The organism is Aeromonas sp. R4-1 (assembly GCF_040908325.1).
Taxonomy (GTDB): domain Bacteria; phylum Pseudomonadota; class Gammaproteobacteria; order Enterobacterales; family Aeromonadaceae; genus Aeromonas; species Aeromonas veronii.
In genome coordinates this window covers 64,118-86,465 of sequence record NZ_JBFODM010000037.1, presented here as the reverse complement: position 1 = coordinate 86,465, position 22,348 = coordinate 64,118, and the positions used below count along the sequence as shown (strand labels likewise).

General features: G+C 59.7%; 22 protein-coding genes and 1 tRNA gene. 10 read left to right on the top strand and 13 right to left on the bottom strand.

The features are described from left to right. Positions 1–52 precede the first annotated feature (52 nt). The 8 genes from AB5Y90_RS05420 to lolB all read right to left on the bottom strand — a co-directional run bounded on the left by AB5Y90_RS05420 (position 53) and on the right by lolB (position 8,110). The gene (locus AB5Y90_RS05420; RefSeq protein WP_257124516.1) at positions 53–1,003 is read right to left on the bottom strand and encodes a DUF932 domain-containing protein; all 951 of its coding nucleotides are present in this window, start codon (positions 1,001–1,003) and stop codon (positions 53–55) included. A gap of 333 nt (positions 1,004–1,336) precedes the next feature. Then, entirely contained in the window at positions 1,337–2,428 is a 1,092-nt protein-coding gene (gene ychF, locus AB5Y90_RS05415) for a redox-regulated ATPase YchF (RefSeq protein WP_005334961.1), read from the bottom strand. 116 nt (positions 2,429–2,544) lie between these two features. Continuing rightward, on the bottom strand, positions 2,545–3,141 hold the full coding sequence (pth, locus tag AB5Y90_RS05410; protein WP_058059203.1) for an aminoacyl-tRNA hydrolase: 597 nt from the start codon (positions 3,139–3,141) through the stop codon (positions 2,545–2,547). Positions 3,142–3,359: 218 nt separating this feature from the next. Further along, positions 3,360–5,348 (bottom strand): bifunctional UDP-sugar hydrolase/5'-nucleotidase, encoded by a 1,989-nt coding sequence (locus AB5Y90_RS05405; protein ID WP_257124517.1) that lies wholly within the window; start codon positions 5,346–5,348, stop codon positions 3,360–3,362. 116 nt (positions 5,349–5,464) lie between these two features. Then, the gene (locus AB5Y90_RS05400) at positions 5,465–6,412 is read right to left on the bottom strand and encodes a ribose-phosphate pyrophosphokinase (RefSeq protein ID WP_005343846.1); all 948 of its coding nucleotides are present in this window, start codon (positions 6,410–6,412) and stop codon (positions 5,465–5,467) included. Between the two features lie 195 nt (positions 6,413–6,607). Continuing rightward, positions 6,608–6,682 (bottom strand) — tRNA-Gln (locus tag AB5Y90_RS05395). 1 nt (position 6,683) lies between these two features. Continuing rightward, positions 6,684–7,532, bottom strand: a complete 849-nt coding sequence (gene ispE / locus AB5Y90_RS05390) for a 4-(cytidine 5'-diphospho)-2-C-methyl-D-erythritol kinase (protein WP_257124518.1) — start codon at positions 7,530–7,532, stop codon at positions 6,684–6,686. Further along, positions 7,532–8,110, bottom strand: coding sequence for a lipoprotein insertase outer membrane protein LolB (gene lolB / locus AB5Y90_RS05385; protein ID WP_005353907.1), 579 nt, complete (start codon positions 8,108–8,110; stop codon positions 7,532–7,534). The genes ispE and lolB overlap by 1 nt, the downstream gene beginning before the upstream one ends. A gap of 126 nt (positions 8,111–8,236) precedes the next feature. On the opposite strand from lolB, the gene hemA reads away from it, so the two are divergent. The 6 genes from hemA (at position 8,237) to kdsA (ending at position 13,754) form a co-directional block, all read left to right on the top strand. Further along, the gene (gene hemA / locus AB5Y90_RS05380) at positions 8,237–9,496 is read left to right on the top strand and encodes a glutamyl-tRNA reductase (RefSeq protein ID WP_005362209.1); all 1,260 of its coding nucleotides are present in this window, start codon (positions 8,237–8,239) and stop codon (positions 9,494–9,496) included. Positions 9,497–9,547: 51 nt separating this feature from the next. Beyond that, a complete protein-coding gene (gene prfA / locus AB5Y90_RS05375; protein WP_005353897.1) occupies positions 9,548–10,636 on the top strand; it encodes a peptide chain release factor 1 in 1,089 nt (362 codons plus the stop codon). A 61-nt stretch (positions 10,637–10,697) separates the two neighbouring features. Continuing rightward, a complete protein-coding gene (gene prmC / locus AB5Y90_RS05370; RefSeq protein ID WP_257124519.1) occupies positions 10,698–11,549 on the top strand; it encodes a peptide chain release factor N(5)-glutamine methyltransferase in 852 nt (283 codons plus the stop codon). 56 nt (positions 11,550–11,605) lie between these two features. Then, positions 11,606–11,989: a SirB2 family protein gene (locus tag AB5Y90_RS05365; RefSeq protein ID WP_005334939.1), complete on the top strand. Its 384-nt coding sequence runs from the start codon at positions 11,606–11,608 to the stop codon at positions 11,987–11,989. A 12-nt stretch (positions 11,990–12,001) separates the two neighbouring features. After that, entirely contained in the window at positions 12,002–12,802 is an 801-nt protein-coding gene (locus AB5Y90_RS05360; RefSeq protein WP_005362204.1) for a SirB1 family protein, read from the top strand. A 97-nt stretch (positions 12,803–12,899) separates the two neighbouring features. Further along, positions 12,900–13,754 carry a 3-deoxy-8-phosphooctulonate synthase gene (kdsA, locus tag AB5Y90_RS05355; RefSeq protein WP_257124520.1) on the top strand — a complete coding sequence of 285 codons (855 nt, stop codon included), beginning with the start codon at positions 12,900–12,902 and terminating at the stop codon, positions 13,752–13,754. A 144-nt stretch (positions 13,755–13,898) separates the two neighbouring features. Here kdsA and grcA read toward each other — a convergent pair whose 3' ends face one another. Then, entirely contained in the window at positions 13,899–14,279 is a 381-nt protein-coding gene (grcA, locus tag AB5Y90_RS05350; protein ID WP_005334936.1) for an autonomous glycyl radical cofactor GrcA, read from the bottom strand. A gap of 368 nt (positions 14,280–14,647) precedes the next feature. Between grcA and AB5Y90_RS05345 the strand changes: the two genes are divergently transcribed. The 3 genes from AB5Y90_RS05345 to AB5Y90_RS05335 all read left to right on the top strand — a co-directional run bounded on the left by AB5Y90_RS05345 (position 14,648) and on the right by AB5Y90_RS05335 (position 16,757). Next, the gene (locus tag AB5Y90_RS05345; protein ID WP_257124521.1) at positions 14,648–15,388 is read left to right on the top strand and encodes an ABC transporter substrate-binding protein; all 741 of its coding nucleotides are present in this window, start codon (positions 14,648–14,650) and stop codon (positions 15,386–15,388) included. A 69-nt stretch (positions 15,389–15,457) separates the two neighbouring features. Continuing rightward, positions 15,458–16,135 (top strand): uracil-DNA glycosylase, encoded by a 678-nt coding sequence (gene ung / locus AB5Y90_RS05340; protein ID WP_005353881.1) that lies wholly within the window; start codon positions 15,458–15,460, stop codon positions 16,133–16,135. 70 nt (positions 16,136–16,205) lie between these two features. Continuing rightward, positions 16,206–16,757 (top strand): hemerythrin domain-containing protein, encoded by a 552-nt coding sequence (locus tag AB5Y90_RS05335; protein ID WP_005362195.1) that lies wholly within the window; start codon positions 16,206–16,208, stop codon positions 16,755–16,757. Between the two features lie 168 nt (positions 16,758–16,925). On the opposite strand, the gene AB5Y90_RS05330 is transcribed toward AB5Y90_RS05335, so the two are convergent. The 3 genes from AB5Y90_RS05330 to AB5Y90_RS05320 all read right to left on the bottom strand — a co-directional run bounded on the left by AB5Y90_RS05330 (position 16,926) and on the right by AB5Y90_RS05320 (position 19,728). Beyond that, positions 16,926–17,726, bottom strand: a complete 801-nt coding sequence (locus AB5Y90_RS05330; RefSeq protein WP_019445688.1) for an AraC family transcriptional regulator — start codon at positions 17,724–17,726, stop codon at positions 16,926–16,928. An 11-nt stretch (positions 17,727–17,737) separates the two neighbouring features. Then, on the bottom strand, positions 17,738–18,274 hold the full coding sequence (locus AB5Y90_RS05325) for a YbhB/YbcL family Raf kinase inhibitor-like protein (RefSeq protein ID WP_368166635.1): 537 nt from the start codon (positions 18,272–18,274) through the stop codon (positions 17,738–17,740). A 197-nt stretch (positions 18,275–18,471) separates the two neighbouring features. Further along, complete coding sequence (locus tag AB5Y90_RS05320) at positions 18,472–19,728, bottom strand: adenylosuccinate synthetase (protein ID WP_005347796.1); 1,257 nt, start codon at positions 19,726–19,728, stop codon at positions 18,472–18,474. A 170-nt stretch (positions 19,729–19,898) separates the two neighbouring features. On the opposite strand from AB5Y90_RS05320, the gene AB5Y90_RS05315 reads away from it, so the two are divergent. Beyond that, a complete protein-coding gene (locus AB5Y90_RS05315) occupies positions 19,899–20,813 on the top strand; it encodes a LysR family transcriptional regulator (RefSeq protein ID WP_257124522.1) in 915 nt (304 codons plus the stop codon). Between the two features lie 104 nt (positions 20,814–20,917). On the opposite strand, the gene AB5Y90_RS05310 is transcribed toward AB5Y90_RS05315, so the two are convergent. Next, a complete protein-coding gene (locus tag AB5Y90_RS05310) occupies positions 20,918–22,342 on the bottom strand; it encodes a TAXI family TRAP transporter solute-binding subunit (RefSeq protein WP_257124523.1) in 1,425 nt (474 codons plus the stop codon). Positions 22,343–22,348 lie beyond the last annotated feature (6 nt).

Below are 22,348 nucleotides of genomic sequence, written 5' to 3'. Positions count from 1 at the left end.
GCTTGCGCCAGTCCGGGTGAGGTCGTTATGCGGTTTGAATAGGGAAGAGGAATTACTGCAGCAGGGTAAGGGCTTGGTTCAGGGCTTGGGATTTGAGTTGGGCTCCCTGACCGAACCAGGCGGAATCGAGTCGATGGTCCTGACTGCGAGCACGGCGGTGGTGATCGACATATTCCGTGACAGCATTAACCAGCCCCCAGGCGGTATTGCGGGAGCTGACAAGTTCTGAGCCCATGCCTGCGCCCTGATAGAGCTCATGCAGCCGTTGTACCGGCTTGGTGAGAATGATGTTCTCCTCATCCAGCGGTTGCGCCAACAGGTCGCTGAAAAAGCGCAGCGCCTCTTCGGGGGACACGGGCCGTTGTGCCAGCGCCTTGGTCTGTGCCTTGAACTCATCCCAATGAGAGAGCCCGAGCCCAAGCGACTCTTTGACTGCAGCGGCATCGAACTGAGTGGAGTGGGGCACCTTGATGGCTCCGGTAGCACCGCGCAGTGCCATCTGCAGGGTGTTATTGCAGACCACCCGCAGCGAGGTGAACTGCGCCGTGGTGCAGAGTGTGCCGTCGCAACTGGTCGCCAGCAGCAGATAGGACTTTACCAAGTCATTGCCTTTGAGTTTGAGGTCCTGACCGGTTTTAGCCAGTGCCCACAGCTTGCGGCCGCCTTTGAGCGAGCCTGCTGTTTCCAGCTCAAAGCCACCGGCTTCCACTAGGTCTTGATAGAAGTGCAGCACCTCGTGAGGCTGTACCACGTTGTAGCGGCTTGAGACCACCGACAGAGGGGTGAGGGTATCGGAGCGATACAGCACCTTGCTATCGCTGTAGGGACGGATATGCAGTGCATCGGAGGCGACGTTAAACATCACGTCGCTCTGCTCGATGGTCCAATCCATCCCGGCTGCCTTCAGCCAGATATCGAGAGATTGTTGCGGGGGCAAGACATTGCCAAGGCCATGCCAAGGGGTTTGGCCGGTGTAGGCCATGGTGTCGATCATGTGAGCCATATCTCCTCCAGGAATAGTGAAATGCAGACATTCAGCCTGCTAACTCATGGGGGTGATATAGGTTTGAAAGTTTATTGAATAGGATTCTTTTCGATAGTGTTTCGTATTTGGTGTGAAGTGCGTTCTTTTGGGTTCGGAGTATGGAAGAAATTGATAAGGCATTTGGAGGGGGAGCATAGGGATGGAGAAAGGCCCATCTGACAACAGATGGGCCTTTTTATGAGAGCAATGATTTAACCTAGCACTGCGCAGTGTGTACGCAAATGTGTACTCGGTTCATTTATTGCTGCACCAATAATACACAAGCATTTGATTTGTAAGAAAAAAATTTAATTACACGTTGAACAGGAAGTTCATGATATCGCCATCTTTGACGATGTAATCTTTCCCTTCAGCGCGCATCTTGCCCGCTTCCTTGGCGCCTTGCTCACCCTTGTAGTTGATAAAGTCTTCAAAGGCGATGGTTTGGGCGCGAATAAAGCCTTTTTCAAAGTCAGTGTGGATCTTGCCAGCCGCTTGCGGGGCAGTGGCACCGACCGGAATAGTCCAGGCGCGTACCTCTTTCACACCGGCGGTGAAGTAGGTTTGCAGGTTGAGCAGCTGGTAGCCGGAGCGGATAACGCGGTTCAGGCCCGGCTCTTCGATGCCAAGGTCAGCCATGAACTCTGCGCGATCTTCGTCGTCCAGTTCGGCGATGTCGGCTTCGATGGCGCAGCAGACCACGACCACGACAGCGTTCTCGGCGGCAGCGATTTCACGCACCTTGTCCAGATAGGGGTTGTTCTCGAAGCCATCTTCCGCCACGTTGGCGATATACATGGTGGGTTTCAGGGTCAGGAAGTTGAGGTGGCTCACGGCGGCCAGCTCTTCCTTATCCAGCTTCATGCCGCGGATCATCTGGCCGTTTTCCAGCGCGACCTTGATCTTCTCCAGGGTTTCGACTTCCAGCTTGGCATCCTTGTCGCCGCCTTTGGCGCGCTTGGACTGACGGTGAATGGCGCGCTCGCAGGCGTCCAGATCCGACAGGGCCAGCTCGGTGTTGATCACTTCGATATCGTCAGCGGGAGAGACCTTGCCGGCAACGTGAATGATGTTCTCGTCATCGAAGCAGCGCACTACGTGGCCGATCGCTTCGGTTTCACGGATGTTAGCCAGGAACTGGTTACCCAGACCTTCACCCTTGGAGGCACCGGCAACCAGACCGGCGATGTCGACGAATTCCATGGTGGTCGGCACAACGCGCTGCGGATTGATGATGGCCGCCAGCTGATCGAGGCGGGGATCCGGCATCGGCACCACACCTGTGTTCGGCTCGATGGTGCAGAACGGGAAGTTGGCGGCTTCGATACCGGCCTTGGTCAGCGCGTTGAACAGGGTGGATTTGCCTACATTGGGCAGGCCCACGATACCGCATTTAAAACCCATGGATTGTTACCTTACTTGATGGATGCTGTTGGGGGTCGCCCGCAGGCGGCCCATGTCATGCTTGTTCTGGTCGTTGCTCATGTACCGGCACAATGCCCGTACAGGGTCAAACCGACCTAACCCTTTTCCGCCTTGAAGCTGTGCAAGCGATTCATGGCCTTGGTCATGTCTTGTTTGAACAGGATGTCGGTGGCGCGCAGAGACTCGTCCAGCGCGGCGTCGATCAGGTTCTGTTCACTGCTGGGGGCCTTGGTCAGGACGAAGCCCGCCACCTGCTCTTTGCTGCCGGGATGGCCGATCCCGAGACGCAGCCGGAAGAAGTTATTGTTGTTGCCCATCTTGGCGATGATGTCCTTGAGGCCGTTATGGCCACCATGACCACCACCCTGCTTGAACTTGGCAATGCCTGGTGGCAGATCCAGTTCGTCATGGGCCACCAGAATCGCTTCCGGCTCAATCTGATAAAAACGCGCCAGTGCGGCCACCGCCTTGCCAGAGAGGTTCATATAGGTGTTCGGGATGAGCAGCCGCACATCCTGCCCCTCGACCAGGATGCGGGCAGTATGACCGAAGAACTTGGGTTCTTCACGCAGGCTGACATTGTGCCAGCGGGCCAGTTGCTCCACATACCAGGCGCCCGCATTGTGGCGGGTCTTGGCATATTCCGGGCCGGGGTTGCCCAGTCCGACGATCAGTTTGATTTCGCTTGTCACGCTTGATGTCTTCACTCGCAGCTGCCGTGGGCACACTACCCAGGGCAATAGGACGCAATATTCTAGCCGCCGAGTGGCGATCACTCAACCAATGCGCATGTTATGGCGGGATTTGCAGCATTATTGCGGCCAATGGGTGGCTAACGGTGGGCAAACGGGCCTCTTGCAAGAGGCCCGTTTCAGCTTACCGATGGATTGTGCCCGGTTGACTACCGTCGTTATTTGGCACGCAGCAAGGTGACGGTCTCTTCATCCAGTGCGGTCAGGGTGGGACGGGCATCGCGCACATACTCCACGAAAGACGCTGCATCGGTGCCACAATCCACGCCGCTGGCCTTGCAATCGAGGGCCTGGTCCGGGGCATAGACGGCGCTCAGCAGTTCGCCGTTTTGTGCCACTTTCAACACCGGGAAGGCGGTCAACTTGCCATTGACGCTGGCGATATCGACCCGCTCGCTCTTCTGACGCTGGGCATTGGCCAGTGCCTGCCAGCCATCGTTGCCGTTGGCGCTGTAGGCGTTCATCACCACCCGATAGCGCTGGCTATCCACCAGATCCTGCCACTCGCCGTTTGCGGTCTTGCGCTGCAATTGGGTCAGGGTGCCCGCCTTGCCTGCGTCGGTCTCCTGGAAGGTGTAACGCAGGTGGCCGCCATAGGGGAACTTGCCAGCATGGGCGCTGGCGGGCAGGGTCGCGGTGATGGTTTCGGTCAGCAGGGCACGCACCTCGGCGCCAGTCAGGGTCAGCACCGCGAGCTGGTTCTTGAATGGCAACAGGGTGAGGGAGCTGTCTCCCTCACGCCATTCGCCGGCCGGCAGTTCGGCGCGCACGCCACCCACCGCCACCAGAGCGAAGTCGACCGGGCCGCCGGTCAGGGCTTGCACTGCTGGGGTATTGGCCCAGTAGAACTCCCCTTCGGCAACCAGCGGCGCTACATCTGAGCCGTGGCTGTCGCTGCCGTTGTCGCCGGGGCGACGGGCATTTTGCAGCTGCTCGGGGATGGTGCCGATCACCGGGCCGTAGGCTTTCTCCAGCGCCGGTTTGTAGTGGCTGTCGATGATGCCGCGCAGGCGTGGATCTTCATCCACGGTCACCAGATTTGGCTGGTTGTCGACAAACTGGTTCGCCTCTTTGCTGCGGGCGTCGTCGAGCGCTTGCTTGCGCGCCGCATCGGCGAAGAAGTCGCGGCTGGCCAGCAGGCTGTTGTGGCCCTGGCAGTCGGTCACCTGACCCTGGCTGTCAAAGGTCACCTGTGCCAGACCGATGGCCTGGGCGTAGGAGCCTGCCTGCACCACGCAGGTTTTGCCGATGCCATCCGGATTGGTCACCAGCTTGGCGTAATCGCCGGTCTTGCCCCAGCCAATGTTGCGAAAATCGCCGAGCAGGCTGTGGGAGTGGCCACCGACGATGGCATCGAGGCCGTTTACCTTGGCGGCCAGCGCCAGATCCCGCTCGTTGCCGATGTGGGTGAGCGCCACGATCTGGTGGATCCCCTTGGCTTGCAGCATGTCGACCGTGGCCTGAGCCGAGGCGACCTCCTTGCCAAAGCGCAGTTTGCCGACGTTGGGGGCGATATTGCCCATGTCTTCCAGCACCAGACCGATGACGGCGACCAGCTGTTTGCCTTGCGGCAGGTTGTCGAGATCGGTGACCGGGCTCTTCTGGTTGCCGTCAAAGGCGTAGACCACGAAGGGCTTGAGGTTGTCAGCCTTGCTGAGGGCCGGATCGGCCTTGGTGTCGAGGTTGGCGGCCAGGACCGGGAAGTTGACCCCCTCGATGAAGCGGGCCAGCTTCTGGTTATCCAGATCGAACTCGTGGTTGCCAAGGGCCATGGCATCGAGGCCGAACTGGCTCAGCAACTCGGCGTTGGCCATCCCCTCGTTGAGTTTGAAGTAGCCGCTGCCCTGCCAAGCATCGCCGCCGTGCAGCAGCAGCAAGGCGTGGTTCTGGGCCAGCGCATCGGCCTGATAGGCTTTCGCCATGGTCAGCAGGCGCGGATAACCGCCAAAGCGGGTATAGAGGGTGTCCGTCTCCCCCTGCTGGGCAAAAATCTGCCCTTTGATCTCGGCATTGACCGGATCAAACTGGGAGTGGGTGTCGTTCATGTGAGCCAGGGTCAGCACGAAGGGCGGGTTTTCTTTGACGGGCTGACAGGCGAACAGGGCGCAGGTGAGGGTCGCGAGCAGGAGGGGACGCAAGCAATTCATGGGTAAATCCTTAAGCCTGCCGGGGGCAGGGTCGTACCAGATAGCAGAAAGTTGGAAAGAGAAGGTCCAGAAAGACGAAAACCGCCTGATGGCGGTTTTCGTTATTGCTGAATCTATCAATGCTCAAACATGGCAGAGATGGACTCTTCGTTGCTGATGCGACGAATGGCTTCGGCCAGTACAGTTGACAGCGTCAGCTGCTTGACCTTGCCGACCGCTTTCATCTCCGCAGTGAGCGGGATGGAGTCGGTGATGATCAGTTCATCGATCACTGAGTTCTTGATGTTCTCGACGGCGGAACCGGAGAAGACCGGGTGAGTGGCGTAAGCGAATACACGCTTGGCACCGCGCTCTTTCAGGGCCTCTGCGGCTTTGCACAGGGTGCCGCCGGTGTCGATCATGTCATCAACGATGATGCAGTCGCGGCCGGCAACGTCACCGATCAGGTGCATGACCTGGGAGACGTTCGGGCGGGGACGGCGCTTGTCGATGATGGCGATGTCAGTGTCATCCAGCAGCTTGGCGATGGCGCGGGCACGCACGACGCCACCGATGTCCGGGGAGACAACGACAGGAGACTCGAGGTTCTTGGACTTCATGTCTTCCAGCAGCACCGGGCTACCGAACACGTTGTCTACCGGAACGTCGAAGAAACCTTGAATTTGCTCGGCATGCAGGTCAACGGTCAGCACGCGATCCACACCGACGCTGGAGAGGAAGTCAGCGACAACCTTGGCGGTGATGGGTACACGGGCGGAGCGGACGCGGCGGTCCTGACGGGCATAACCAAAGTAGGGGATAACGGCAGTGATACGGCCAGCTGAAGCACGACGCAGAGCATCCACCATGACGATCAATTCCATCAAATTGTCGTTGGTCGGGGCACAGGTGGATTGAATGATGAAGATATCGCCACCACGTACATTCTCATTGATCTGTACGCTGATCTCGCCGTCGCTAAAGCGACCTACGGCAGCATTGCCGAGTTTGATAAACAGGCGATCTGCGATCTTCTGGGCTAGTTCCGGCGTTGCGTTACCAGCAAACAGCTTCATGTCAGGCACGGTTTGAAACCTCGGGGTTGCATCCAGTATGTGGGGGAGTCTGAAATCAGACCCTATCGTTTTGGGGCAAACGATTTATCAAGATAACGTACAAGGTGTCTGCTGCCCAATGAATGTGATGATACCGGTAACCCGAATCCGTGGCCGAGTGCAAAACCGGCCACGTTAATCATCATCAATACCGTTCGGTAAAATTGGCTGGGGTACTAGGATTCGAACCTAGGAATGGCGAGATCAAAACCCGCTGCCTTACCGCTTGGCGATACCCCAATCATTTGAACTGTTGCAATGTGGAGAAGAGAGGTGATATGTTCTCGCCCTTGGCGACAAACCCATCAAGTCCCTTCGGCACGCAGGCCAACACTTCCCGAGCAGTCACTTCGTCTTCAAATTGAGCAAAGACGCAGGCTCCTGTGCCCGTCATTCTTGACGGCGCGTATTCTAGCAACCAGCCGAGCGCATTGGCAACCTCGGGGTGGCGCTTTTTCACCAGTGATTCGCAATCGTTTTTCCACTCGCCTTCCAGCAGGTTGTCCAGCGCCATTTTAGGCGTGGCTCTCGGCAGGTCCGGATCCTGGAATACGGCCGCGGTCGCTACATGGCAATCGGGCTTGAGCACCAGATACCAGGCATCGGGCAGTTCGACCGGTTGCAGCCGCTCGCCCACCCCTTCGGCAAAGGCCGCCCGGCCACGGACAAAGACCGGCACATCGGCCCCCAGCTGGACGCCAAGCGCTGCCAGTTCATCTTCACTCAAACCCGCTTGCCAGAGGTGGTTAAGCGCCACCAGCGTGGTTGCTGCATCGGACGAACCGCCGCCAATACCGCCCCCCATGGGAAGCACTTTCTCTAGTCGGATATGGGCACCTTGCGGGCTCGGCAGGGTTGCCTGCAGCAGGCGTGCCGCCCGAATAATCAGATTCTGCTCATCCGGCACCCCGGGAATAGCCGGCGTCAGGGTGAGTGTGTCGCTATTTGATATCACCTCAAACTCGAGCCAGTCGCTGTGGTTGAGGAAGATAAACAGGGTCTGCAGCTCGTGATAGCCATCGGGACGACGGCCATTGACGTGTAAAAACAGGTTGAGTTTGGCCGGTGCCGGCCAGCGTGTGGAAGCCATTAACGTGCAAGAGTCCATTGGTTGATCTGAAGCTTGAGGCGGCTGTTCTGGCCGGTCATGGTCAGCTGGTGTGGCAGGCGGTAGCCATCCTGATCCCGATAATCGCCATAGACGATCTGCCACTGGCCGTCGCGCACGCTGGCCAGACTGCTGTCGGGGTTGAGTTCAAACTCCGCCTGACCCGGCAGCCCCTTGATCCATTCTGGCAATCCCGCAACCGGAATATTCCAGCCGGTCAGTTGATAGATGAGCGCTTCGGCATCCTGGCTCTGGTGGCGATTGCCGTCGCTGTCGAGCAGGGTGATCTCGCCTTTGCTGCGGGAGAGCTCCAGAATGCTGGTGCCGATCAGGCTGGTGAGGTTGAGGCGATAATCCTCCCCATCCTGCTGCCAGTTGAGACGGGCGCTGCCCTTTTGCTGGGGGGTGATGATGGCCATCTTGCCGGATAGCTGCCAGTGGGTCAGTTGCTCGAGACGGGTCCGCTCCTGGTTCCAGTTCACCTGGTCACGCTGGGGCTGGGTGGTGGCACAACCGGCCAGCAACAGCAGGCAGGTGAGGGTAAAAATACGTAGCAGCAAGGGACGGCTCCAGAGAGAGGAATTTGCCACAGTATACGGGGCGGCCGTATTGCTTTTAAAGACTTACCCTTTCTCGTACAATTGGCAGCCTTTGCACCCAGCGTATGAAATGATCGTCGCCCACTCATGAGTTTGCTTGCCCTCGGAATCAACCACAACACCGCCAGTGTCGCCTTGCGGGAACGGGTCGCCTTTGGCCCGGACTGCATCGATCGCGCCTTGCGTGAGCTGGTGAGCCAACCCGGTGTCAGCGAGGCGGTGATCGTCTCCACCTGCAACCGGACCGAACTCTATTGCAATCTGGAGGAGGAGCGGCAGGAGCAAGTGCTGCGCTGGCTGCAGCAGTTCCATGGGCTGGACGCGGCCGAACTGGTCACTGCCATCTATCAGCATCACGATGAAGAGGCGGTGCGCCACCTGATGCGGGTGGCGTGCGGGCTCGACTCGCTGGTGTTGGGGGAGCCGCAGATCCTGGGGCAGATCAAGCAATCCTACGCTCATGCCCAGCAGGCGGAGTCGGTGAAGGGGGCGCTGGAGCGGCTGTTCCAGAAATCCTTCTCGGTGGCGAAAAGAGTGCGCACAGATACCGAGATTGGCGCCAGTGCCGTGTCGGTGGCCTTTGCCGCCGTCAGTCTGGGTCGGCGGATCTTCTCCGATCTCTCCCAGACCAAGGTATTGCTGGTCGGGGCGGGGGAGACCATCGAACTGGTGGCCCGTCATCTGCGCGAGCAGAACGTCACCAAGATGATGGTGGCCAACCGCACCCTGCAGCGTGCCCAGACCCTGGCGGCCGAATTCGGTGCCCAGGTGATGACGCTCGAAGAGATCCCCGACTATCTGCACGAGGCGGATATTGTCATCAGCTCGACCGCCAGCCCACTGCCCATCATCGGCAAGGGGATGGTGGAGCGCGCGCTGAAGGCCCGCCGCTTCAAACCCATGTTTCTGGTGGATATTGCCGTGCCGCGCGACATCGAAGCCGAAGTCGATGAGCTCTCCGATGCCTATCTCTACACGGTGGATGATTTGCAGGGGATCATCGAGCAGAACCTCGAAACCCGTAAACGGGCTGCCGCACAGGCGGAAGTGATCGTGCAGGAAGAGCGCGACGAGTTTATGGGCTGGTATCGCGGCCAGAGCTCGGTCGACCTCATTCGCGATTACCGCCATCAGTCACAGCAAGTGGCTGATGAAGAGTTGCAACGGGCCCTGCTGGCATTGGCGCAGGGCGAGAGTGCCGAACAGGCGCTCAAGGCGATGGCCCATCGCCTCACCAACAAATTGATCCACGCGCCGACCCAGGCGTTGCGCCAGGCTGCCTCCCAGGGGGATCAGAGCGAGCTCTCCCGCTTGCGGCAGGCGCTGGGGTTGTCACAAGAGCCATAATTTTCGGGCAAACTGCCGGTTGTCCCGTCCTCCATTGAGAATGCAAGAGTTATGAATCCGTCACTGATCAGAAAGCTGGAAGGCCTCATCGAGCGCCACGAAGAAGTACAGGCCATGCTCGGCGAGCCAGACGTGGTCTCGGATCAGGATCGCTACCGCGCCCTGACCCGCGAATATGCCCAGCTGGAAGATATCGTTCACGCCTTCCAGCGTTACCGTCAGGCGCAGGATGATCTGGAGACCACCCAGATGATGCTGGAGGAGGACGATGCTGACCTGCGCGAGATGGCGCAGGAGGAGCTGCCGCTCGCCAAGGCCAATCTGGAGGCGCTGGAGCAGGAGCTGCAACTGATGTTGCTGCCCAAGGATCCCAAGGATGACAATAACTGCTATCTGGAGATCCGCGCCGGTGCCGGTGGCGACGAGGCGGCCATCTTTGCCGGTGACCTGTTCCGCATGTATTCACGGTTTGCCGAGCGTCAGGGCTGGCGCGTCTCCATCGTCAGCTGCAATGACGGTGAGTACGGTGGCTACAAGGAGGTGATCGCCAAGATCGACGGCGAGCGCGTCTATGGCCGCCTCAAGTTTGAATCCGGTGGTCACCGGGTACAGCGGGTACCGGAGACCGAATCTCAGGGGCGGGTGCACACCTCCGCCTGTACCGTCGCCGTGTTGCCGGAAGTGCCGGAAGCCGAGCAGATCGAGATCAACCCTTCCGACTTGAAGATCGATACCTTCCGCGCCTCCGGTGCCGGTGGTCAGCACGTCAACAAGACCGACTCGGCCATCCGCATCACCCACCTGCCGACCGGTCTGGTGGTGGAGTGTCAGGACGAGCGCTCCCAGCACAAGAACCGCGCCAAGGCGATGTCGGTGCTCTCAGCCCGCCTGCAAGCGGCCGAGGATGAGCGCCACCGCGCTGCCGAGCAGAGCACCCGCCGCAATCTGGTGGGCTCCGGTGATCGCTCCGAGCGCATTCGTACCTACAACTACCCGCAGGGTCGCCTCTCCGAGCATCGCATCAACCTGACCCTCTATCGCCTCTCCGAAATTTTGGAAGGGGATCTGGACTGCGTCATCACCCCGTTGGTGCAAGAGTATCAGGCCGATCAGCTCGCCTCGCTGGCCGAGAACAACTGATGCAAATGGTGATCCGGCAAGCTCGCATTAAGTGTTCTGCCCATAAGGTGGAGTGGCACTGATGCAGATCCAGCAGGCCCGCGCCCATATCATGACCGTGCTGGCTGGGGGAGAATCCCCCCGCGCCGACGCCGATGTACTGCTCTGCCATCTGCTCGGGTGTCGTCGCAGCTATCTGATGACCTGGCCCGAGCGTGAGCTGGATGCCGCCCAGCAGGGCACTCTGCAGGGGTGGCTGGCTCGTCGTCTCAACGGCGAACCCATCGCCCATCTCGTTGGCGAGCGGGAGTTTTGGTCGCTGCCGCTGAAAGTGAGCCCGGCGACCCTGATCCCGCGCCCCGATACCGAGGTGCTGGTCGAGCAGGCGCTGACCAGAATCCCGCAAGGTCCTTGCGTCGTGCTGGATCTCGGCACCGGCACCGGCGCCATCGCGCTGGCGCTCAAGTCCGAGCGGCCCGAAATCGATGTGTGGGCGGTGGATCGGATGGCGGATGCTGCGGCGCTGGCTCGCGAGAACAGCGCCGCGCTGGGGTTACCCATCGAGGTGCGCGATGGCAGCTGGTTCGAGCCCCTTGGCGAGCCGGATCGCGACGAAACGCCACGTTTTGCGGTGATTGTCTCCAATCCCCCCTATATTGATGGCGCCGATCCCCATCTCGAGCAGGGTGACGTGCGCTTTGAGCCCCGCTCGGCGCTGGTTGCCGATGACGCCGGGCTGGCTGATATCCGCCACATCGTGGCCCATGCCCCCGCTTATCTGTTGGCCGATGGCTGGTTGCTGCTGGAGCATGGCTGGGATCAGGGGGAGGCGGTGCGTCAGTTGCTGCGCGATGGCGGTTACCGCGAGGTAGCCACGGTGCGCGATTACGGGGATAACGACAGGGTGACGCTGGGCCTCTGCCCGCTGCGCTGACAGCCCCTTACTGTTACACGGCGGGTTGCCTGTGCGCCCCCATGCAAGGATTGAATATGGTTTTTGTGCTCAAACACCTGCACCTCACCCTGATAGCCGGGGCCGTGCTGATGTTTATGCTCCGCTTCTACTGGGTACAGACCGCCACTGGCCGAGCCTATAGCGCGCCGGTGATGAAGGTCAGCGGTTGGCTCAACGGTCTGGTGGTGCTCTCCGGCGTATTGCTCTGTATGGTGCTGGATCTCAACCCGCTCAATAACGGAACGCCCTGGCTCAGCGAGAAGCTGATGGCCATTCTGGTGCTGGTATTTCTGGCGGCGATGGCGCTGCGGTTGGCCAAAAGCAATCTGGTGCGCTGGTGCTCCTTTCTGGGGGCGCTCGGCTGGATCTACTTTATTGCCAAGTTGGCAGTGCTCAAACAGACGAGTGTGTTCGGCTAAGGCATGAAGAGAATGTTACACATAGACGAATGGACCGATTTCGAAGCCCACGACATCACCGAGCTGGCGTTGTCAGTCAGTGACGAAATTTATGGCTCGGTCGAGGAGGGGATCCGCGAGTTGAACCTGCTGGACGAGTGGCTGGATGAGCAGATCGAAGAGGGCACCTGCGACGAGGTGCGCCAGCAGTTGCTGCAGGGCTTCTACCACAGCCTCGGTTTTCATGGCGACTGGCAGGACTATTTCTCTGCCAACAACTGTGACCTCAATCAGGTGCTGGTGCAGCGCAAGGGGATCCCGGTCAGCCTCGGCATTCTCATCATCCAGCTGGGGCGCAAGCTTGGGCTCGATGTGGAGGGGATCTGCTTCCCCGGCCACTTCCTGGTGAGCTTTGCCGGTGGCGAGGGGGAGGTCTATGTCGACCCCTTTACCGGCGACGAGCTGAGTCTGGCCCGCATCGAGCTGCTGCTGCGCGGTGCGTTGGGGGACTTGGCGACCCTGACCCCCGACTACCTGCAGCCCTCCGGCCAGTGGGAGATCATCGAACGGCTGCTCAATGTCAGCAAGGGGGCCTTGCTGCGGGAAGACCGCATGCCCGAGGCACTGCGTTGCAGCGAGCTGTTGCTGCGGATGAAGCCCGGCGATCCGCTGGAGACGCGGGATCGCGGCTTTATCTACGAGCAGCTCGATTGCCCGCGCCAGGCCGCCGACGATTTTGAATATTTTATTGAACAATGCCCGGACGATCCGGTCGCCGATGTGCTGAAAGTACAGCTGGCCGCGCTGGATCTGAGCCCCAAGCCCCTCCATTAAGGGCGGCTTGAAACTTAAACAGAAGAATATCAAGGCCGCAGCGCTCGGCTGCAACGGAGTAACTTGGCTTCAGGCCCCTTCATTAAGGAAGTCTTAGATGGAACAGAAGAATATCAAGATCAACCAGATCGACGTTGCCAATGACAAACCGTTCGTGCTGTTTGGTGGCATGAACGTGCTGGAATCCCGCGACATGGCGATGGCAGTGTGCGAGAAGTACGTGGAAGTGACTAGCAAGCTGGGCATCCCGTTTGTCTTCAAGGCGAGCTGGGACAAGGCCAACCGCTCCTCCATCCACTCCTACCGCGGTCCGGGTCTGGAAGAGGGGATGAAGATTTTCCAGGAGCTGAAAGCGACCTTCGGCATGCCGGTCATCTCCGATCTGCACGAACCCCATCAGGCCAAGCCGGTCGCCGAGGTGGTTGACGTTATCCAGCTGCCCGCTTTCCTGGCACGCCAGACCGATCTGGTGGAAGCCATGGCCCGCACCGGCAACGTCATCAACATCAAGAAGCCGCAGTTCCTGAGCCCAAGCCAGATGAAGAACATCACCGACAAGTTCGAGGAGTGCGGCAACGAACAGCTGATCCTGTGCGAGCGCGGTGCCAACTTCGGCTACGACAACCTGGTGGTGGACATGCTGGGTCTGGGCGTGATGAAGAAGAGCACCGGTGGCTATCCGGTGATCTTCGACGTGACCCACTCCCTGCAGTGCCGTGATCCGCTGGGTGCCGCCTCCGGTGGCCGTCGCGAGCAAGTGACCGAGCTGGCGCGCGCCGGCATGGCGGTCGGTCTGGCCGGTCTCTTTATCGAATCACACCCGGATCCGAAAATTGCCCGCTGTGATGGCCCGAGCGCCCTGCCGCTCGACAAGCTGGAAGGCTTCCTCAAACAGATGAAGGCCATCGATGACCTGATCAAGGGTTTTGAGCCCCTGGATACCTCTGCTTGATGGGACAAGCACTTATCACAAGGCCTCGCAATGCGAGGCCTTGTTTTTTGCGCTTGCCCAGTGAAAGCACGTATAAAAAAACGGCCGACAGGCCGTTTTTTGTGCTGATACCGCAAGTATCAGCTCTTCACTGCAGGGCGCTGATTACAGGCTCTGGGTGAAAGTACGGGTAACCACGTCACGCTGCTGTTCCGGGGTCAGGGCGTTGAAACGCACTGCGTAGCCAGATACACGGATGGTCAGCTGCGGGTACTTCTCCGGGTTTTCGATAGCATCTTCCAGAGTTTCGCGACGCAGCACGTTGACGTTCAGGTGCTGGCCACCTTCAACAGCAGGCTCAGCCTGAACCGGCAGTTCGCGGTATTCGAACTGACCCAGGTCAGCCAGTTGCACTTCTTGATCAGCAGCGAAAGCATCGCCTTTGACGCAGATGCAGCGAGCTTGTTGCTTCTCTTCGTCCAGCAGCCAGAAAGAGTTCAGCAGAGCGGTGTTGGCGGCCTGGGTGATTTGAATGCCTTTGATCATGGTATGACTCCTCAATGGGAACGCGAATCCAACTGTAAGGAAATTACCCTGATGTATTTAAGCTACCGTTAATTGCGGTGGCTTAAAGGGCCCTTGCCTTACACCTTTGCTTTGATGGGGTCATATATACCATGTTGGTAATATTACTAAAATTGATCTAGATCAATAAAAATCAATAAAGCGCCATTTAAATGGGATTAAATTCTTGAGTTGAATCAAAAATAGGTCATTTTTCTGATTTTGTAAGATATCAAAATTATGCATCTTTTATCTCGTTAATCTAGTAATTTAACTACATCTTTTCGGCTTTTTCTGAGGTTAATTGAGGGGATGGCTACACTCAGCAAAAAAAGCGAGGAGAGTGCCGGGTGAATAATGGGTGGCGAAAGTGGGCATGGCTGGCCCTGTTCTGTTGCTGGGCAAGCAGTGTTGCGGTGCGGGCCGAGACGGTGCGTATTGCTGTGGGCGAGTGGCCACCTTATATCAGTAAGGCGCTGTCCAATCAGGGCTTTCTCTGTGAGGTGGTGCGCCAGGCCTTTGCCGAAGAGGGGCTCGATGTCAGCTTTCACTTCTATTCCTGGGCCCAGGCTTACCGACTGACTCTGGAGGGGCGCTATGTGGTCACCATGCCCTGGTTTCGCTCCCGCGAACGGGAGCAGCTTTTCTATCTCTCCGCCTCGCTCGGCCATTTCACTACTCGCCTGATGACGCTTACCGGTACGCCCGCGGTCAATCTGGGTGAGCTGAAACACGAGCCGGTCGGGGTGACCCGTGGCTACTTCTATGGCGATGGTTTTGCCGCTCGCCAAGCCGGGCTCACCCTCGAGTGGTCAGATTCCGATGAGGAGAGCATGGGCAAGCTGCTCGACGGGCGAGTCCACTATCTGGTGATGGATGAGCAGGTGGCACAGACTCTGTTCCAGCAGGCGCTCGTTCGTCATCCCCAATCGCTGTCACTGACCGGTGCCGCCGACCCCATCTGGTCGCAACCGGGATACCTGCTGATGCGCAAAGCCGATCCCGAGGCGCGCCGTCTGATGCTGTTGTTCAATAGCGGCCTGCGCAAGCTGGAGCGCTCGGGGCGCCTCGCCAGGCTCTGGAAAGCGTGAGCCACGGTTGCGTCTTGCGGGCTGGCCCCCTATCCTGAGCCCTTCGCCGTATCAAGTGAGGAGGCCGGGGTGCTGACCTGGAGTGATGTGATTGGCTCTGAGAAAGAGCAGGACTATTTCAAGAGTACGCTGGCAACTGTCAGAGCCGAGCGGGAAGCGGGCAAGGTGATCTACCCGCCAGCTACCGATGTGTTCAATGCCTTCAAGCTGACCGAGCTGGATCAGGTCAAGGTGGTGATCCTGGGGCAGGATCCCTACCACGGCCCCAATCAGGCGCACGGGCTCTGCTTCTCCGTTCTGCCCGGCGTGCGTACGCCTCCCTCACTGGTCAACATCTATAAAGAGATGCAGCGTGACCTGCCAGGTTTCGTCACACCCAATCACGGCTTTCTCGAATCCTGGGCCAAACAAGGAGTCTTGCTGCTCAACACTGTGCTGACGGTGCAGGCCGGTCAGGCCCATTCCCACGCCCATCTGGGATGGGAGACCTTTACCGATCGGGTCATCGAGCAGATCAATGCCAGTTGTCAGGGTGTGGTGTTCCTGCTGTGGGGTGCCCACGCCCAGAAGAAGGGACGTTTCATCGACCGCCAGCGCCACTATGTGCTGACCGCGCCGCACCCGAGCCCCCTCTCTGCCCACCGCGGTTTCATCGGTTGCGGTCACTTTAGCGAGACCAATCGCTTGCTGGAACAACAGGGTAAGAGTCCGATAGAGTGGAAATCTGTCTGCATCCCACTTGATTGAGTGCAAAGTTCGGGCGACAAATGACCGTATACTCAGGGACATAAGATTAATTCAGAGCCAAGGAGTGCCCATGTTATCCAGTCTGCACAAGGACCATCTCAACATCGCCCGACTTTTGGAGCTGCTCAAGCACAAGCTGGCAGCCATCCGTGCCGAAGAGCCCATCAGCTATTTTCTGGTGCGCGATGTCATCGACTACCTGCGGGAGGTCTCTGACAAGTACCACCATCCCAAGGAAGACCTCATCTATGACTACTACCTGAAATATCGGGTGGTGGAGGGTGAGGTCGCCAACCGCCTGCAGGAGGAGCACGTCAAGCTGCTGGAGGCCGGGGCCGATCTCAAGGAGATGGTGGAGATGATCCTGATGGATGCGGTGATCCCCCTCGATCAGTTCACTACCAAGCTGGAGCGCTTCGTGGAGTTGCAAGAGGCGCACATGAACTATGAAGAGGGGGTGATCTTCCCCCATCTGCGTGACTCCCTGACCGAGGATGACTGGCGTCATCTGGAGCAAAACTGGCAAAACCGCGCCATTGGCGACCCCCTGTTCGGGGCTGAGGTGAGCCAGCACTTCCAGGCACTGGCCAAACGGCTCTCTCTGCCGCTCACGAACGGCTAAGACGAGCCCGTACCCGCAGCGTGGCAGGTATTGTATGAGTGCAACTTGAGTGAAAACAGAAAGGCCTCCATCCGGAGGCCTTTTGCATTATGGATGTTGCCATCCATTGCGCAGCCCAAGGATACACAACTGCTGGCAGTCACTCTCTTCAGAGAAGTTACTTATCGACTATCTGGCGTGACTGAGCAGGGTGGATGGGCAGGTGTGTAGGTATTGGTGGGGCGTCAGGCCGAACTCCTGTTTGAAGCGGGCGGCAAAGCGGCTGGGGGAGTCATAACCGCAGGCGAGTGCGACCTCCAGCGGGGTCAGGCCCTGTTGCAACAGGTTGAGGGCGTGACTCATCCGCACCTGAGCCAGCAACTGGCGAAAGCTGCGACCTTCGGCGGCCAGCTTGCGCACCATGGAGGCGCGGCTCATGGAGAAGTGGGGGGCCACCGCCTCCAGGGTGTGGTCGATGCCGGGTTCCACCGCCAGGTAGCGTGCCAGCCGCTCTGCGAGAGTCATGGTGCTGGCGGGAAAGAGTAACCCGAGGGCGTTGGCGGCCCGCAGCTCGGCATAGAAGCCGCGCAGCAGTTCGGCCTGTGTTGCTTCGCTCAGTCCCCGTTCGGCCATGGTGCTGATGAGTTCAAAGCAGAAGGCGAGCCCGGGGGTGACCTTGACGGCGGGTTCCTCCAAATCGGCGTGGGAAGGGGCTGACTCGGCCAGCCATTCTGGTGGCGGCGGAGTGAGCAGCGTGATGGCGTGGGAGCGAAATTTGCCCTGCTCCGGCTGATTGACGAAGGTGAGCTGGTGGCCTGCCGGGATCAGCAGCCAGCGCTCCCTGTCAAACGACAGACGTCGCTCGCGCCACCATAGTTGCTTGCTCCCCTGGGTGACCCAGATAAGGGTCGGGGCATAGATGAGCACCCGGTGCAGGGGCTGCTGGCGGATCCCGAGATAGTGGCTCTGTTGCAGCAGGGGAGTGCTCATCCGGTTGGCTCCTAGTGGGTGACGAAGGTGGTGGTCAGGGTGGCTTTGCCGAGCGCCATGCTGTTGAGCATGTAGCCTACCATAGCCGGCGGGGTATCAGCCTTTACCTCGAGATCATGGGGCAGGGCCCAGGCGGTGAACTGATAGCGGTGCATGCCGTGACCAGCGGGCGGGCAGGGGCCGCCGTAACCCTGGCTGCCAAAGTCGGTGCGGATCTCCAACCCCTGCTTGAGCTTGCCGGAGGCATTGCTGGCCAGCTCGCTCTGGGTGGCAGGCAGGTTCACCACCAGCCAGTGCCACCAACCGCTGCCGGTGGGGGCATCGGGGTCATAGGCGGTGATGGCAACACTCTTGGTGCCTGCCGGCAGATCTTGCCAACTCAGCTGGGGCGAGTGGTTGTCGCCGCTGCAGCCAAAGCCGTTGAAGCTGAACTGTTTGTCCATCAACTGGCCTTCGTGAATGTCCGTGCTCTTCAGGGTCATGGCAAAGGCTGGCATGGCCGTCAGGCAGAGCAGTGGCAACAGGGCACTCTGTTTGAGCAATTTCATCGGGTGACTCCTCGTGTGGTAACGGGTTCACTTTAGCGAGGGTGGCGCAGGATGTTGTTGCAGAACGACTCAATGTGCTGTCGATTAGTGAGTTAATTGAGCCTTTTAGTTGTTTTTATGGCGAGAGGGTAAATCGCAGCCATAAAAAAACCGGCATCATGGATGCCGGTTTTTTGTTTGACGATGAGAAATGCGGCTTAGCGCAGGATCATCTCGTCACGGCCCGGGCCGACGGAAACCATCGGAACCGGTACGCCGAGCAGCTCTTCGATACGCAGCACGTACTGCTGGGCAGCGCGCGGCAGCTCTTCAAAGGTGCGGCAGCCGGTGATGTCTTCGCTCCAGCTTTCCATCTGCTCGTAAACCGGCTTCAGGGCAGCGGTTTGCGGCCAAATCGGGTTCTCGGTGTGGGCACCTTCGTAGGCCACGCAGATCTTCAGATCCGGCAGACCGGTCAGGCAGTCCAGCTTGGTCAGGGCCACTTCGGTGGCGGCTTGCAGCTCGACACCGTTCTTGGTGGCGACGGCGTCGAAGTAACCGACATCACGGGGACGGCCGGTGGTAGCGCCGAACTCATTGGTGATCTTGCGGAACTCGTCCTGGTTCTCCATGGCGGTCAGCAGGGTGCCGGTACCGACAGAGGAGCTGAATGCCTTGGCCACAGCGATGACGCGCTCCGGGCGCAGACCTGGCAGACCGCCACCGATACCGGCGTAGGCGCCAGATACGTGGGAGGAGGTGACCCAGGGGTATTCGCCGTAGATCAGGTCACGGCCAGCGCCCAGCTGGGCTTCGAACAGCAGGGTCTTGCCTTCGGCCTGCAGCGCTTTGAGCGGCATGCTGACGTTGCACACGGCGTCGATCCACGGTGCAGAGACTTCCAGCAGCCAGTCAGCCATCTCCTGGGCAGTCTGGGTGAATTCGAAGGAGGGGTAGATAGCCTTCATCTGCGGCAGTTTCCAGTCCAGCATGAACTGGATGCGCTCGACCAGTACGTCCGGCTGTTTCAGCCAGCCGACCAGGATCGCTTTTTTCATGACGCGATCGCCGTAGGCAGGGGCGATGCCCTGACGGGTGGAGCCATAGGCGCCGTCACCCAGACGTTGCTCTTCAAGGGTATCTTCCAGTGCGTGCAGCGGCAGGCAGAGGGTTGCGCGGTCAGAGATGGCCAGCTTCGGAGTCACGCCGGAGGCTTTGACTTCCTCGAGCTCGACGGTCAGTTTCTCGGGGCTGATCACCATGCCCGGGCCGAGGACAACCAGGCAATCCGGGTTGAATACGCCACTCGGAACCTGGTGCAGCTTGAAGGTGCCAAGGTCGTTGACCACGGTGTGGCCAGCGTTGTTGCCGCCCTGGAAGCGAATGCTGGCGCCAGCTTGACCTGCCAGATAATCCACGATGCGGCCTTTGCCTTCATCACCCCAGTTAGCACCTACGACTACGATAGACGACATGACTCTTTCTCCTAAGACGTTAGGCGTCCATCCTAGGAGCCTGATGCGGATTAGAAAAATTAATTATCTTTATAATTCCGATAAGAGAACCATATAATCATGGCTAATTAAGCGGCAAACTGCTCGATTTTGCCTGACAAGCCCCGCACCTCGCGGGTTGAGGGACTCTTATGCTGGATATTCACTGGCTGCAAACCTTTGTCACCCTGGCCCGGTTGCAACATTTTGGCCAGACCGCCACCGAACTGCACATGACCCAGCCCAATGTCAGCCTACATATCAAGCGGCTGGAGCAGGCGACCCGGGTGCGGCTGATCGAGCGCAGTCCGTTTCGCCTGACGCAGGCGGGGGAGCGGCTGCTGCAAAGCGCCGAGCGCACCATTGCCGAGTTGCAGCTCTGCCAGTCCGATCTCAATGCCCTCAACCAGCTCAGCCAGGGGACGCTGGCCATCGCCGCCAGCGACATCATCTCCCGCCTGCTGCTGATCCAGCCGTTCCAGCGCTTCAAGCGGGAGTTCCCCGGCATCGACCTTACCCTGTTCAACACCACTTCGGATCAGGCGGCCGAGCTGGTCAAGGCGGGCAAGGCGGATCTGGGCTTCGTGATGGCGCAAAAGCGCAGTGAGCCACTCTTCTATACCGAGCTGCAACAGGTGACCTGGTGCGCGCTGGGTCACGGCCTTGCCCGCTGGCAGGCACGGGCGCTGGCGGGAGAGAGCGACCCCCTCGACGAGCCGACCCTGATCCTGCTCGGTCACGACACCCGCACCCGGGCGTTGATCGACCCGTCCCTGCCGCTGCTGGCCTTGCCCCCCTGCCGCATCATGGAGGTGGGCAGCGTGGACGCCCAGCTCGATTGGGCCGAGGCGGGCTTTGGTGTCGCCATCGTGCCGGACTTCTCCCTGCATCCGCGCCTCAACCTCACCGCGCCGGTCACCAGCCTTGGCGACTTTCCCGGTACCAGTCTGGGCTACGTGGTGCGCCAGAATCAGGTGTTATCAAGGGCCATCAAGCAGTTGCTGCACTGGGTGGAGGAGGAGATCCAGAAGCCCAACCCCTATCTGACCCGGGTGATGGAGCCGTAGCGGGGCGGCAAGGTGAGCAGGCCAATCGACTTCGCTACTGTCGAGCGCATATCAATAATCAGGGCAGCCGAGGCTGCCCTGATGCATTTGTGGGCGCTGACCATTCAGGGTTGCAGCGGTGTGGCTGCGCTGGTAGCAGGGGAGGGAAGTGTATCGGTTTTATCCTGCGGTGGGGTTTCGCCAGTCACTGCGCTGGTGGCAGGCTGGGTTGCCTGCTCTTGCGGCGCAGTGGCAGCAGAGACGCTCTGTGGCAACTGAGTCGAAGCGGCAGCCGATGGTGATGGAACCGTTGACGCTGCGGCCGAAGGGGCCATGCTCTCACCCTCGGTGGTCGGCGTAGCAGTGAGCTCGGGGGTGATCTCGAGCGCCTCCTCGGGCAAGGGATTAACCTCTGTGGCTTCTGTCGCCATTGCGGCACTGCTGGTGGCGGTCGCGTCGGAGGGGGCTTCAAGGGGAACAGTCGTCCCGTCGGCGGCACTCACCTGCTCTGCCGTGGGCGCAGCCTCCGAGGCCGATGGCGCTGGTGTTAACGGCTCCGGCGTCAGCTGTTCCGCGGTTAACTGCTCGGGGGTCAGTGACAAGGGAGCTGGCGGTTGATCCGACATCCCCGCATGGAGGGGCAGCTCGGTTTGCGCCTGCAACTGCTCGGGGGTCACCTTGCTCAGGGCAGGATGCAGCCGGCTGAACTGTTTGACCCGGGCCAGCAGGGTATCGCGCACGGTTCGGACGATTGGGTCCGGCAGGCTGGCCAGCGCCACCAGTTCGGCACTCATTCCGATATTGTTGATGGCGGTGGTCTGCCCCGGATAGAGGTTGGCAGCGATGCGGCTGCGCTGGTAGTAGGGGTGTTGTTTGAGCAGCGTGTCGATCTGCTCCCCTTCGATGGGGATGAGGCGCACCTTGCAGCGGCTGATCAGGTCGCCGACCGCCAGACTGGGGTGACCGGCAACCACAAACGCGGCATCCAGCGAGCCATCGCACAGCCCTTCCAGCGGTTCGCTGTCCGACTTGAGTTGATAGGCAGCAAACTGCCCGGGTTGCCATCCCATGGCCGCCATCAGGGCCTGGCTGGTGATCTGCTCACCGGCGCCGTTGTTGCCCGGATAAACCCGCTTCCCTTCGATATCTGCCAGGGTGGTGATGCCGCTATTGGGGGCAGCCAGCAGGGTCAGCGACTCCTGATAGAGGCGAAACAGGCTGCGCAGCTCATTGTTGGCCCCCTGCCCGCTGAAGGGGCCGGTGCCGTGCAGGGCGTGGTGCAACACATCGGACTGCACCAGCGCCAGCTGTACGTCCCCCTTGTCGAGTGCCTTGAGGTTGGCCATCGAGCCACGGGTGCTCTGCACGGTGCAGCTGTCCCCATGCAGGGCATGGCCGGCATTGAGCACCCGGCAGATGGCGCCACCGGTCGGGTAGTAGACCCCGTTGAGCGGGCCCGTTCCGATAGTCAGCGCCTGGCTGCCAAAGGGGAGCAGCGCAGAGAGTGCACAGAGGGGGAGCAGAAGGTGATGCAAGATCCGTAGAGACATAATTGA